Origin of the sequence: Haloferax litoreum, assembly GCF_009674605.1 — an archaeon.
GTDB lineage: Archaea > Halobacteriota > Halobacteria > Halobacteriales > Haloferacaceae > Haloferax > Haloferax litoreum.
In genome coordinates this window covers 759519-771890 of sequence record NZ_WKJO01000001.1, presented here as the reverse complement: position 1 = coordinate 771890, position 12372 = coordinate 759519, and the positions used below count along the sequence as shown (strand labels likewise).

At 63.5% G+C, this 12372-nt stretch carries 16 protein-coding genes; 11 read left to right on the top strand and 5 right to left on the bottom strand.

The features are described from left to right. Position 1: 1 nt before the first annotated feature. A complete protein-coding gene (locus GJR96_RS04020; RefSeq protein ID WP_151161751.1) occupies positions 2 to 946 on the bottom strand; it encodes a cation diffusion facilitator family transporter in 945 nt (314 codons plus the stop codon). Between the two features lie 130 nt (positions 947 to 1076). On the opposite strand from GJR96_RS04020, the gene GJR96_RS04015 reads away from it, so the two are divergent. Both GJR96_RS04015 and GJR96_RS04010 read left to right on the top strand, forming a co-directional pair. Further along, complete coding sequence (locus GJR96_RS04015) at positions 1077 to 1598, top strand: metallophosphoesterase (protein ID WP_151161750.1); 522 nt, start codon at positions 1077 to 1079, stop codon at positions 1596 to 1598. Between the two features lie 15 nt (positions 1599 to 1613). Then, complete coding sequence (locus tag GJR96_RS04010; protein WP_154326168.1) at positions 1614 to 1769, top strand: hypothetical protein; 156 nt, start codon at positions 1614 to 1616, stop codon at positions 1767 to 1769. A gap of 41 nt (positions 1770 to 1810) precedes the next feature. On the opposite strand, the gene GJR96_RS04005 is transcribed toward GJR96_RS04010, so the two are convergent. After that, positions 1811 to 2818 (bottom strand): ArsR/SmtB family transcription factor, encoded by a 1008-nt coding sequence (locus GJR96_RS04005; protein ID WP_151161749.1) that lies wholly within the window; start codon positions 2816 to 2818, stop codon positions 1811 to 1813. A 97-nt stretch (positions 2819 to 2915) separates the two neighbouring features. Here GJR96_RS04005 and GJR96_RS18025 point away from each other — a divergent pair, with 97 nt between their 5' ends. From GJR96_RS18025 to GJR96_RS03995, 3 genes are read left to right on the top strand one after another with little or no spacing between them, the layout of a single operon-like run. Beyond that, positions 2916 to 3083, top strand: a complete 168-nt coding sequence (locus tag GJR96_RS18025; protein ID WP_191965806.1) for a DUF7859 family protein — start codon at positions 2916 to 2918, stop codon at positions 3081 to 3083. 42 nt (positions 3084 to 3125) lie between these two features. Further along, complete coding sequence (locus GJR96_RS04000) at positions 3126 to 4322, top strand: inorganic phosphate transporter (RefSeq protein ID WP_151161748.1); 1197 nt, start codon at positions 3126 to 3128, stop codon at positions 4320 to 4322. Continuing rightward, positions 4319 to 4594: a hypothetical protein gene (locus tag GJR96_RS03995; RefSeq protein WP_151161747.1), complete on the top strand. Its 276-nt coding sequence runs from the start codon at positions 4319 to 4321 to the stop codon at positions 4592 to 4594. The genes GJR96_RS04000 and GJR96_RS03995 overlap by 4 nt, the downstream gene beginning before the upstream one ends. Positions 4595 to 4622: 28 nt before the next feature. Here GJR96_RS03995 and GJR96_RS03990 read toward each other — a convergent pair whose 3' ends face one another. Next, the gene (locus GJR96_RS03990; protein WP_151161746.1) at positions 4623 to 6014 is read right to left on the bottom strand and encodes a hemolysin family protein; all 1392 of its coding nucleotides are present in this window, start codon (positions 6012 to 6014) and stop codon (positions 4623 to 4625) included. A 160-nt stretch (positions 6015 to 6174) separates the two neighbouring features. Here GJR96_RS03990 and GJR96_RS03985 point away from each other — a divergent pair, with 160 nt between their 5' ends. From GJR96_RS03985 to GJR96_RS03975, 3 genes are all read left to right on the top strand, one after another. Further along, positions 6175 to 6444: a glutaredoxin family protein gene (locus GJR96_RS03985; RefSeq protein ID WP_151161745.1), complete on the top strand. Its 270-nt coding sequence runs from the start codon at positions 6175 to 6177 to the stop codon at positions 6442 to 6444. Continuing rightward, the gene (locus GJR96_RS03980; RefSeq protein WP_151161744.1) at positions 6444 to 6950 is read left to right on the top strand and encodes a redoxin domain-containing protein; all 507 of its coding nucleotides are present in this window, start codon (positions 6444 to 6446) and stop codon (positions 6948 to 6950) included. The genes GJR96_RS03985 and GJR96_RS03980 overlap by 1 nt, the downstream gene beginning before the upstream one ends. Before the next feature lie 116 nt (positions 6951 to 7066). Continuing rightward, on the top strand, positions 7067 to 7660 hold the full coding sequence (locus tag GJR96_RS03975) for an L-threonylcarbamoyladenylate synthase (protein ID WP_151161743.1): 594 nt from the start codon (positions 7067 to 7069) through the stop codon (positions 7658 to 7660). On the opposite strand, the gene GJR96_RS03970 is transcribed toward GJR96_RS03975, so the two are convergent. Next, the gene (locus GJR96_RS03970; RefSeq protein ID WP_151161742.1) at positions 7643 to 8305 is read right to left on the bottom strand and encodes a CRISPR-associated protein Cas4; all 663 of its coding nucleotides are present in this window, start codon (positions 8303 to 8305) and stop codon (positions 7643 to 7645) included. The two genes, GJR96_RS03975 and GJR96_RS03970, sit on opposite strands and share 18 nt — an antisense overlap. Positions 8306 to 8640: 335 nt before the next feature. Here GJR96_RS03970 and GJR96_RS03965 point away from each other — a divergent pair, with 335 nt between their 5' ends. The 3 genes from GJR96_RS03965 (at position 8641) to GJR96_RS03955 (ending at position 11742) form a co-directional block, all read left to right on the top strand. Then, on the top strand, positions 8641 to 9822 hold the full coding sequence (locus GJR96_RS03965; RefSeq protein WP_151161741.1) for an inorganic phosphate transporter: 1182 nt from the start codon (positions 8641 to 8643) through the stop codon (positions 9820 to 9822). Positions 9823 to 9912: 90 nt separating this feature from the next. Beyond that, entirely contained in the window at positions 9913 to 11493 is a 1581-nt protein-coding gene (locus GJR96_RS03960) for a spermidine synthase (RefSeq protein WP_151161740.1), read from the top strand. Positions 11494 to 11496: 3 nt separating this feature from the next. Continuing rightward, positions 11497 to 11742 carry a DUF7861 family protein gene (locus GJR96_RS03955; RefSeq protein WP_151161739.1) on the top strand — a complete coding sequence of 82 codons (246 nt, stop codon included), beginning with the start codon at positions 11497 to 11499 and terminating at the stop codon, positions 11740 to 11742. A 94-nt stretch (positions 11743 to 11836) separates the two neighbouring features. On the opposite strand, the gene GJR96_RS03950 is transcribed toward GJR96_RS03955, so the two are convergent. Then, positions 11837 to 12106, bottom strand: coding sequence for a DUF7571 family protein (locus GJR96_RS03950; RefSeq protein WP_151161738.1), 270 nt, complete (start codon positions 12104 to 12106; stop codon positions 11837 to 11839). Positions 12107 to 12372 lie beyond the last annotated feature (266 nt).

Sequence of the window (12372 nt, the reverse complement as noted above, 5' to 3'; positions counted from 1 at the left end):
CTCACAGTTCGGGTTCGATGTAGACGAAGTGGACTCGGTCGTCCGCTTCCTTGAGTTTCTTCTCGATAGTAGAGATGTGTTCGTCTATCTCTTCGGTGTCGAGTTGGGGGTCGAAACTAACGTCGAGTGCGAGAAGCAGTTTCTCGGGGCCGACGTAGGAGGCGCGGAATTTGTCGACGTGAGTCACGTGCGGGTCGTTTCGGACGAGTGCTCGCAGTTCCTGTTCTTCGCGGGTGGGGACACTCTCGCCGATGAGCAGTCGCTTGTTCTCCCACGCCAGTGCGATGGCGAATCCCATGAGGAGGATACCGATGAGGAGGGCTGTCGCCGCGTCGTACACCTGATTCCCCGTGAGTTCGGTGAGGCCGATACCGACGAGCGCGAGCATCGCACCGACGAGTGCGACGGTGTCCTCGGTGAACGCCGTCAGGGTGGTCACGTCGCTCGTCTCGCGGAACGCTTGGACGAGGCCACTCCACTCGTACTCCTCGATTTGGCGTCGGAGTTCGGCGTTCGCCTTCACGAAGGCGTAACTCTCGAACGCGATGGCACCGAGGAGGATGGCGACGTTGACCCAGATGGGACGAACCTCCATCCCGAACAGGAGGAGACTCTCCGCACCGCCCCCGTGGGCCGGGTGCATCAGCGCGTCGTATCCGTGTTTTGCGGACTCCCACCCGGCGATACCGAAGAGCATCACGGAGACGAGAAACGAGTAGAAGAACTGCGCTTTACCGAACCCGAAGGGGTGTTGGCGGGTCGCCTTGCGACTGCTGTACCGGATACCGATGAGCAAGAAGACCTGATTCCCGGTGTCGGAGATAGAGTGGTACGTCTCCGAGAGCATGGAGGGGCTTCCAGTGGCGAGAAATCCGAGGAATTTGAGAATGGCGATGGCCCCGTTGGCGAAGAGGGCCGCGACGACGACCGACGTACTGCCTGCCATGTCGTGGGCCACTCCCCCCGGGCGGATAGATGTTCCGCCACGCTCACATGTCGCGTTCCACCCCCAGTCACACGCGCTGTCTCCCGGTCGCAGTCGGTAGGTTTCAATCTCTTCGACACGTAGGCCGGGTATGCTCGTCGTCGTCTCCGACACCCACAGTACAGACGGCCACCGCCTCACGAATCGTACACTCGACGCGGTCCGCGACGCCGACCTCGTCGTCCACGCGGGTGACTTCATGCGCGAGTCCGTGCTCGACGCCTTCATCGACGAGTCCGAGGAGTTCCTCGCCGTCTACGGCAACAACGACGGCCCGGAGATTCGCGCCCGAATTCCCGAAGCCCGGAACTTCACGTACGGCGGCGTGGAGTTCGCGGTGACGCACACGCGTCGCGGCGGCGGGACTGCCCTCTCGCTGTTCGGTCGTGAACGCGGTGCTGACGCCGTCATCTTCGGCCATAGCCACCGGCCAACGTTCGACGGAACGGGTGAGATTCCGCTCGTCAACCCGGGGAGTCACGCCCAACCGCGGGGGAACCGGCAGGCGCACGCCGAGTTCGAGGAACTTCCGGACGGTGGTCTCCGCGGGCGACTCGTCACGGTTGATGGCGACGTGTTTCAGACGTTCCGTGTGGTGCCCGGCGGGCACTGAACACGGGGTGTTCCGGTGGAGGGCCGGGAGAATCAGCGGGAACAGGTGGAGGGCCTGTTCTGGGCGTTCCGAGGCCACGTCGAAGCGGGGGCGACGGGGGGCAGGGGCGCACGTTGGGGCAAGGAACCCGTCGTCGTCTGGCTCGACGTCGCCTCGTACTCACTCGTATGAGAGGACAGGTCAAATACGCACCGTAAGCTAAAACAGGTGTTTTAGTCACGGAGGACGCCGAGTGCGACCCACGCCACGAGGACGGTTAGGCCGCCGAGGAAGAACAGTGCACCCGGCGACAACGACCCGAGCAGGTCGGCCGTCCCCGACGTCCCGTTCGTGAGTTGCATCGTCGCGTCGGTAGCCTGCTGGACCGCTGTCGTGGCTGGTTCGGCAGTCGGTTCGGCCGTCGCAGTCGGCGTGGAGGTGGGAAGCGGCGTCGAGGTGGCCGTCTCTGCGGCAGTTCGGGTGGCCGCTTCCGTCACCGTCTTGGTCGCTTCCTCGGCGGCGGTCTGAGTCGCGTCTGCCGACTCGGTCGTCGTCGCCTCTGCGATGTTGAACCCGCCGCCACCGTCGGAAGTGGTCGTCGCATCCGCGGCAGTGGTCTGTTCGCCACCGGTCGCGTTCACGTCTCCACTCTCTCCGGTGAAGGATACGTCGGGTTCGCTGGCCGTCGATTCGTTCGCCCCGCCGGCACCGCCGCCCCCAACGTCAGCACTCTCCGCACCGCCACCGCTCTCTCCGCCGTCTGCACCACCGGTCGCCGCGAACGGGAAGACACTCCCCGTCCGCGCGAGGCGGTTCAGGACAGCCCCGCCGATACCGAGGACGCCGATGCCGCCGATGAGGCGAGTGAGCGCGCTCTTGAGACCGCTCGTGTCGTCTTCGCGTCCGGCGACGACGACGAGTGCACGGTCGGCGGGCGCGTACACGTTCATCTCGCGGCCTTTCTCGGAGTAGCGCGTATCCGTGACTTCGATGAGTCCCGCCTCGGAGAGGTTCCCGAGGTGGTACTGGACGTTCTGTAACGAGGTGTCGACGTCTGTCGCGAGGTCGGAGGGCGTCGCCGGAGACTCGTGGAGCGACGCGAGCACGGACCGGGCAGTCGAAGAGGAGATGGCACCGAGTAAGTCGTCGGCGTCGTCGCTGTCGAGGCCGATGACGCGGGGGTCCCGGTCGTCTGGGCCGTCGGTCGAGTCTCCGGAGTTGGAGGGGATGAGGTCGGCCATCTGTTTCTCCATTCATACCTTTTCAGCATGAGTGTTAATGTTCTGTGACGTTCCGACGCCGAAATGGCTATACCCGGTGCCCTCGGAATCCTCGCACATGACCGACCCTCTGGTCGTAGACGGCATCGTCGACTTTCTCGCCGGTGACCCAGTGTTCACTGGGTTGCTCGTCGTGATGTTGCTCTTCGTCTTCTTCGCGTATCTCCTCGTTCGACGGACACTCCTCGGACTGCGCGAGGGTTACGACGACGCAAGACGCCGCTAGAATGGTGTCGACCATTCAGGATGGAACACGGGTGGTGTTCCTGTGGTAGCGGTCGGGACGCTCCTCACACTCGCCGTCGCTGCACTCGCCAGTCTGTTCATGGCGTGGGCCATCGGCGCCGGGTCGTCGGGGTCGACACCCTTCGCGCCGGCAGTCGGTGCGAACGCCATCTCGGTCATGCGCGCCGGATTCATCGTCGGTCTCCTCGGGTTCTCCGGTGCCATCTTACAGGGCGCGAACGTCACGAACGCGGTCGGGACCGAACTTGTCGGCGGCGTCACGCTCAGCGTGACCGCGGCCGTCATCGCGCTTCTCACGGCGGCAATCCTCGTCGCTATCGGCGTCTTCGCTGGGTACCCGATTGCGACCGCATTCACCGTCACGGGCGCTGTGGTCGGCGTCGGCCTCGCGATGGGCGGCGACCCCGCGTGGCCGAAGTACCAACAAATCGCTTCGCTGTGGGTGCTCACACCGTTCGTCGGCGGCGGGGCGTCGTACGCGACTGCCCGGGCGCTTCGCTCCGAGCGGTTCTCCGAGGCGGCGACTGTCCCCGTCTTGGCGGGCATCGTCGGTCTCCTCGTCGCCAACATGGAGTTCGCCGGTCTCGGTGCAGACGGGTCGTCCGCGTCGATAGCACGCGCGTCCGCCGTCGACCTCGCCGGTGTCGGGTTCGGTGAATCAGTCTGGTTCGTCGCGAGTATGCTGTTCGTCGGTGTCGTCGCGGGGGCCGTCGTCACCCGGTGGATGCGCACCGACCCGGTTCGGGGGCAGCGTTGGTTCCTCCTCGTCCTCGGGGGCCTCGTCGCGTTCTCTGCTGGAGGCAGTCAGGTCGGACTGGCGATTGGGCCACTCGTCCCCCTCCTCGACGCCGTGGCCGTTCCGCTCCCCGCACTCCTCGTCGGCGGTGGTATCGGCCTCCTCGCAGGGTCGTGGACTGGTGCCCCACGCATGATAAAGGCGCTCGCACAGGACTACTCCTCGCTCGGGCCACGCCGCTCTATCGCGGCGATGATTCCGTCGTTCGCAATCGCACAGACGGCCGTTGCGCTGGGCGTCCCAGTCTCGTTCAACGAGATTATCGTGAGTGCCATCATCGGGTCGGGCTTCGCGGCGGGCGGGGCCGGCGTCTCGAAGCGCAAGATGCTGTACACCGTCCTCGCGTGGATTGGATCGCTGGTCCTCGCGTTCGGTCTGGGGTACGGCGTCTTTACGCTCGTGTCGAGCGTATTTCCTGTGTGAACGTTCGTGGTCTCCGCGTAGCACTCGCCAACCTCGTCGCCGCCCTCTGGGCGGGCTTTGGGGTCTATCACGTCGCGATGGCAATCGTGACCGGTCTCTCTCTCCGTGGATTCTCGTTCGGGACTGTCGGCCTCGGCGGGTTCTTCCTCGCGATTCGGTTCCGGACGCGCGCACAGCGCCTCCACGACGGCACTGCAGACCCTCGTGGACTCCTCGTCCTCACGTTGGTCTCGCTCGCGCTCGTCCTGTTGTCGTTTACACTCCTCGGCTGAGAACACGGACAGAAACCCGACGCTCGAATCAGACGTCCGTCTCGACTTCTGCTTCTTCGTCGTCGTCGTCGCTCGCGTCGTCTTCGACGCCCACGTTGGTCCGAATGCGGGCTTTCATGATGCGGGTGTTGTCGACCTGTTCGATGCGGATGACGATGTTCCCGTAGGATATCTCTTCGCCCTCCTCGACGAGTCTCCCGGCACGGTTGAAGATGAATCCCGCGAGCGTCTCGAACTCTTCACCTTCCGGGAGTTCGATGTCGAGCATCTCGTTCACCTCGTCGATGTTGACCTCACCGCGGACGAGGAACGTGTCTTGGTCGACTTCCTCGAACGGTTCTTCCTCGTCGCCTTCGAGGATGTCGCCGACGATTTCTTCGACCATGTCTTCGAGGGTGATGAGACCCTCGGTGGTCCCGAACTCGTCGATGACGATGACCATCTGCATCCGCGTGTCTTGCATCTCGGCCATGAGTTCGTCGACGTTCTTCGACTCGGGGACGTGGAGCGTCGGCGAGACGATGTCTGCGAGACTCACGCCGCGTTCACCGTAATACTGCTCGCGGACGAGGTTTCGGATGTTGACGATGCCGATGATGTTGTCGAGGTTGCCGTCGTAGACGGGCACGCGTTCGTGGTCCGCCTGCACACACGTCTCGATTGCCTCGTCGATGGTCGCGTCTTTCGGGACGGCAGTCATGTCGAGGCGCGGCGTCATGACCTCCTTCGCGATGGTGGAGTTGAACCGGAAGATACGGTCGAGCATCTCGCGTTCCTCCTCTTCGATGACACCCTCGCGTTCGCCCGTCTCGATGAGGTTCTGAATCTCGTCGCGGGTGATGTACGTCGCTTCGATGGCCGTCTGGCCGCCCGTGATGCGGTTGATAAAGCGCGTCAGGTAGTCGAAGATGACGACGAGCGGAAGTAAGACTAGTTCCGCGTACTTCAGGGGGCGGGCGATGCGAAGCGACCACGACTCCGTGTTCTCGACTGCGTAGGACTTCGGTGCGCTCTCGCCGAACAGCAAGACGAGCGTCGTGATACCGAACGTCGAGATGAGCACAGACTCACCGGGGCCGAAGTCGAGGACTGCGAGGAGACCCGTCGCCAGCGCCGACATGGCGATGTTGACGATGTTGTTGCCAACGAGGATGGTGACCAGCAGGCGGTGTGGGTCTTCCTTGAGTGCTTTCACCCGCTCAGCACCCGGGACTCCTTCTTCGACTAGTGAGTCGACGCGGTGCTTCGCCAGCGAGAACATCGCAATCTCAGACGACGAGAAGAACGCCGAGAGCGCGATGAGTACGAGAATCGCGGCCCCACCGAGGACCGTGATTGTCGTGTCGTCCAGCGGGACGTTCGAGGCTTGTAGGGGTGCGAGGAACGTGGCTGGAAGTGAGAGTAGCGGCGGCAAACCCATGTAACTACGAAGTCTTGCATGGCACCGGAATTAAGAGTTGCCCTCGGCAACACCGACAGACCGGACCACGGTCGGTGGAAAAATCGATTTCCCGTGCGGCATTGCGGCGTGGATACCCGCGAGCGAAGAGCTTAGGCGGGGCTCGTCCTAACGAGTGTCCATGTCCGACGACCAGCCGGCGATTACCCTGTATCGGTTGCAGGCGTGTCCGTACTGCGAGCGGGTCGTTCGTGTCCTCGACGAGCAGGGACTCGACTACCACTCTCGCTTCGTCGAACCGATGCACTCCGACCGAAACGTCGTGAAGCGTGTCTCCGGGAAACGGACCGTCCCCGCCATCGTCGACGACAACACCGGCGTCACGATGTCCGAGTCGGCCAACATCGTCGACTACCTCGAGAGCACCTACGGGAACGGGGAGGTCGCATAATGGTCGACTTCGACGTCGTCGAACTTCCGCCACACGACGCGCCCGGTGTCGGCGACACCGCACCGGACTTCACCCGACCGCTCGTCGGCGACGAGTTCTGGGAAGACACCTCACTGTCCGACCTGACAGACGAGGGTCCCGTCCTCCTCGTCTTCCACACGATGGACGGCGCGTTCCCGTCGACGTACGTCTGGAACAACCTCCGTGACCGAGGCGTCCCCGAGGAGGTTCAGGCCGTCGGCGTCTCTATCTCGTCTCCGTACGAGCACAAGACGTTCGTCGCCGAACGCGACGTCGACGCGCGGTTCTTCTCGGACCCCGCGGCAGACGTTGCGGCCGACTACGGTATCGAGAACGACCTGGACGACATGACCGGTATCACCGAACATCGACCGGCCGTGTTCCTCCTCGACGAGACGCGCGAAATTCAGTACGCGTGGGTCGCAGACGAATGGCCGGACTTCCCCGACTACGACGAAATCGTCGCCGCAGTCGACGAACGCTAATCCGGGTTCGTCGCTCGTACTCTCGTTCCGCATCTTCGTCTCGTTCCGTCCCGCTTCACCCGTCCACGAGACCCTGTTTCGTCACGCTTTTTCGCCCGTCGTTCCTCGATTCGCCCATGAGTGACGACGACGTTGCGGCGGCGGCCGCCGCCATTCGCCGCGGTGAGGCGGTGGTCTATCCGACCGAGACTGTCTACGGGATGGGCGCGGACGCGACGGACCCGGCGGCCGTCGAACGCGTCTTCGACATCAAAGGCAGAGCCCGTTCGAAACCGCTCTCGGCCGGGTTCCCGGACGTCGACGCGGCACTCGAACACGTCGTCGCCGACGAGCGTGAGGAGGCGTTCATGCGCCGATTTCTCCCCGGCCCGGTGACCGTCGTCGTCGAACGCCGCGATACGCTTCCGGACGTACTCGTCGCCGGACGTGACCGTGTCGGTGTCCGCGTCCCCGACCACGGACTCGCACGCCGACTCTTCCGCGCGGCGGAGACGCCAGTGACGGCGACCAGCGCGAACCGTTCTGGGACCGGGAGCATCACGCACCCCGAACAACTCTCGGACGAAATCCGCGACGCCGTCGCTGTCGTCGTCGACGGTGGGACGACGCCGGGGACCGAGAGTACCGTCGTCGACCCCGGCCAAGGTGTCATCCACCGCCGTGGCGCGATGGCCGACGACATCGAGGCGTGGTTAGAAGCCAACGAGTGAGCGCAACGAGCGCGTCTTGACCCCACACTGCTCTCGGTAGGCGCACCCCTCGCACTTCGCCGAGTTACGGAGACGCGGTGGGACGAAGTCGAGTCCGCGTGCAATCCTGAGTGCTCGACGGTACGCCGCTTTGTTCTGTGTCGTGAGTCGGACGGGTCGGACGACACCGACTGCTGGATACTCGACGAACGCTCGCTCGACTGCTGATTTTCGTTCCCACGACAGGGCCTTAGCCAACGCGACGGCCCGGACTCGCTGGGGTTCCCACACGCCTCGCTCGGGCGGCGTCCCCGGGGAGACGAACGACGGGACTGGGGGGTCGCCGACGAGTTTGTGCGCGACGCCGCGGCAGTCTTTCCCCGTGAGTACGACGTCCTTGCCCGTTGGGTTCGTCAGCGACTCCCACTCGTCTCGCTCGCGGAGTCGGCGGAGATTCCGCCGGTACGTGGTGGGGGTGGTCGCCAGTGGCTTGGCAGTGAGTTCGTCGTCGCTGGCGTCGACGAGAGACGTGTACTCGAACGCGAGAGCGCGAACGTCGCCGACGGTAGGCGGCGGTTCTCTGTCGCTGTCGCGGCGCGCGTAGTAGAGTTGCCGTGGGCAATACGCGGCGTGTGCAAGGTCCGAGACGGCGATTCGTGACGACACGGGGTGTCTGGTCTCGGCTTCGTATATGAACCTTCGCGCCCCCTCTCTTTCTCTCTGCGCTATCCCTCTCGTGGGCCGTCTCCGACGACAGTGTCCGTCCACCACACAGAATTGTATAGCCGTGGGCCGTTTGTAAGGTGGCGAGTCACAACCCATGGAGTGAAATTCTCTCTACCACGCTTTCAATGCACAATCGTCCCCGAGATTCTGATTAGTATTGCGGCCAATGTGAAACACTATCTTAAGACTTAATTGACCCCGACTGAGAACCTCCACCTGTAGACAGACTGCCCGCCTCCGAATTCGAAGCATGATGGTCTCTCCCGAGCGTTCCGATGGTTGATGTGTTGTCTCTGGCCCTCGTCGCCGTGGCGAGTGCAGTGAGCCTGTTCATGGCGTGGATAATCGGTGCCGGGTCGGCGGGTGCGACGCCGTTCGCACCGGCAGTCGGCGCGAACGCCATCTCGATAATGCGCGCGGGACTCGTCGTCGGTGTCATCGCGTTTCTGGGTGCTGTCGTCCAAGGTGGGAGCGTTTCAGCCGCTATCGGGACCGGTCTCATCGACGGCGTCTCGCTCTCACCGATTGCCGCCGTCGTCGTCTTACTCCTCGCGGGTGGCCTCATGGCCATTGGCATCGTGACCGGAATCCCGATTGCGACGGCGTTCACGGTCACCGGTGCGGTCATCGGTATCGGCATCGCACTCGGCGGTGCCCCGGCGTGGGCGAAGTACCAAGAAATCGCGTCGGTGTGGGTACTCACGCCCTTCGTCGGAGGGGGACTCGCCTACGGACTCGCCCGCGTGCTCTCGCGTGAGTGGGCACCCGAGTCTATCTGTATCCCTGCGCTCGCCGCCAGCGTCAGCGCCGTCGTCGCCAACATCGAGTTCGCCGTCCTCGGTGGGCCAGACGGCGGCCAATCGCTTGCGAGCGTCGTCGGTGCGTCGCTCGACTCGATGACCGCACGTGGCCCACTCGTCGTGACACTCCTCTTCGCAGTCGGTATCGCTGCGCTCGTCCGATTCGACATCCACCGTGACGAACACCGGGCGATGAACCGGTTCCTCCTCGCACTCGGTTCTCTCGTCGCTTTCTCGGCCGGCGGGTCGCAGGTCGGACTCGCCGTCGGACCACTGCTCCCGCTCTTCGATACGATGTCGATTCCACTCACTGCCGTCCTCGTCGGCGGCGGGTTCGGTATCCTCGTCGGAGCGTGGATGGGCGCGCCTCGGATGATTAAATCGCTCTCACAGGATTACTCGTCGCTTGGCCCACGTCGGGCGATTTCGGCGTTGATTCCTTCGTTCCTCATCGCACAGGTCGCCGTCTTCCTCGGTGTCCCCGTCTCGTTCAACGAAATCGTCGTCTCCGCAATCATCGGAAGTGGGGCGGCAATCTCTGGTGGTTCGGGCATCAGTCGCGGGAAGGTTTTCAAGACGCTCGGGGCGTGGGCGGGGTCGTTCGCGCTCTCGTTCGTCGCCGGATACGTCATCTTCACCGGCATCTCGATGCTGTAGAATTCATCATTCCTCCGAGTCCTCCGCACCGACACTCTCGCAGGTGTCACTGGTGTGATTTAATACCTGTCTGGCCCTTACGAGTTCAGTATGGCTTCGACGCCCTCCCTCTCTCCTCTCCGGATGACACGGCCCGAACTGGCGGTGTTCGTCTCCGGCGTCACGAGTATGGGACTAGAGATTCTCGCGGGCCGGATGATTGCACCCGAGTTCGGCAGCAGTATCTACACGTGGGGGAGTATCATCGGCGTCTTCCTCGCCGCGTTGAGTCTCGGCTATCATCGAGGCGGAAAACAGGCGAAACAGGCGTCGAACGACCGCCTCGTCCGCGTGTTCATCGCCACGGCAGCGTACATCGCGGGTGTCATCCTCCTCGGCGACCTCTTCTTGCAGTCGATGGCCGGGTTGCCACTGCCGAGTCGATTCGCGTCGCTCCCGGCGATTACGTTGCTCTTCGGCCCGCCAACGTATCTCCTCGGCTATATCAGCCCGTACGCAGCGGAACTGTCGGGACGGTCCGAAGTCGGTGCCGCGTCCGGCCACGTCTACGCAGTCGGAACCATCGGGAGTATCGTCGGTGCGTTCGCGACGACGTTCGTCCTCATCCCGTCGTTGAGTGTCCCCCAAATCGGCCTCGTTCTGGGCGTCATCTCGGTGGTTACGGCAGTTCACATCGCTCGCCCGAACGTCAGTCGCCACGAGGTGTACTGGAGCGTCGGTGTCAGTCTTCTGCTCGTCGCCGCCACGATGTCTGGTGGTCTCGGCCTCGACAGCGCCGGGACCACGGTCTACCACACACAGACCGCGTATCAGGAACTCCGCGTCGTCGACGCCGGCGACACGCGAACGCTCTATCTCGACGGGCAACCGCACAGCGCGATGGACCTCGACGACCCGACGCGACACGTCTTCGACTACACGTCGTACTTCCACGTCCCGTTCTTGCTCTCCGACGACATCGACCGGGTGTTGTTCGTCGGCGGCGGTGGGTTCACCGGCCCACGAGTGTTCAACGAGATGTATCCCGACGTGACCGTGGACGTGGTGGAGATAGACCCCGAAGTCGTGTCCGTCTCGAAGCAGTACTTCGGTGTCGAAGAGTCCGACCGACTCAACATCTACACCATGGACGGGCGGCAGTACCTCCGTGAGACGAACCAGACGTACGACCTCATCGTCCTCGACGCCTACCGGAAGGACAAGGTTCCGTTCGAACTGACGACGGTGGAGTTCATGCGCCTCACCTCGGAGCGACTCGACGAAGACGGAATCCTCTTCGCGAACGTCATCTCCGCGCCCTCCGGTCCCGCCTCGCAGTTCTACCGCGCGGAGTACAAGACGATGAACCGTGTCTATCCGCAGGTGTACAGTTTCCCCACCGCCGGGAGCGTCGTCGTCCAGAACATCGAAGTCGTGGCGACGAAAGACGCGACGCTCGTGACGCGCGACGAGTTGCAGGCGCGGAATCAGCAACGCGACGTCGGTATCGACCTCGCCGCCGAACTCTCGTCGTACCGGAACGACGAACCGACAGACGACGTGCCCCTTCTGCGCGACGACCGCGCCCCTATCGACAGTTTACTCGACCCGATGGTCGGCCAACGCTACGTCATCCAGCAGACGAACGAGAGCGAAACGAACGCGACAGCACAGCGTGCGGTCGCGGCCTGACAGATGGCCCACGATAGAATCCACGCCCGAGAACCGACGCACGACGTCGACCGCTGGACCGAAGGGACCGTCGAGGCAGTCGAAGAACGCGACGGTCACTGGGTCGTCCACGCCCGGAGTGACGACGGCGAGTCCGTCGAGTTGGTCGTCACGCTCGCGATTCGGGACCTCTTCGTCAGCAGACTCGACGTCGCGGCCGGACAGTCACCTGTCGGTGAGCGCTTTTGCTACCGAAAGAAAGGCGGATGAGTCGCTCGCGGCGGGTCACGTCCGTTCTCAGGGAGCGAACCGCTATCGGCTGCGTGTGAGCGCAGAAACTGTGGGTCCCGGGCTACGGTACCGTTCAGGTCGAGATGGTATCGCAGGTCCACCCGGGGTCGTGGCCGGTGCGTTCGATGAGGTCAGACCGGCACGCCGGACAATAGTCGGGCGTGATTGATTCCCCTCGCGGGACGTACACTGCACCGCCGCACTCCACGCACGCATCGTCGACGATGGTCGCACAGTCCGCACAGACGTTGAAATCGTCGACTGTGAGGTCGCGTAGGTTCTCGAGTTGTTTGTCCAAGATGTACTCGTCGATGACCGACTGACAACTGTGGCACGGCTTCATAGCGATACACTGTGTCGCATGGGACCACCCCACATATACTTGTCGCCCAGAATCTCACGAGTCTGAACCGCACTCTGGGGTCGCTCCCGACGGACAGTTCGGCGAAGAGTCGACTGGCTTGGTTACGTACCTGACGCTCTGTGTGTAGTGTCTTCGGGATGTACGAGCGCCGTCGCTCGTGATTGTTAGAGAGACGGGGTAGGCCAGTCAGCGACGACCACACGTGGAAACCACGGTGGTTGAAAGGTGCTGCTGACCGTGCCGCC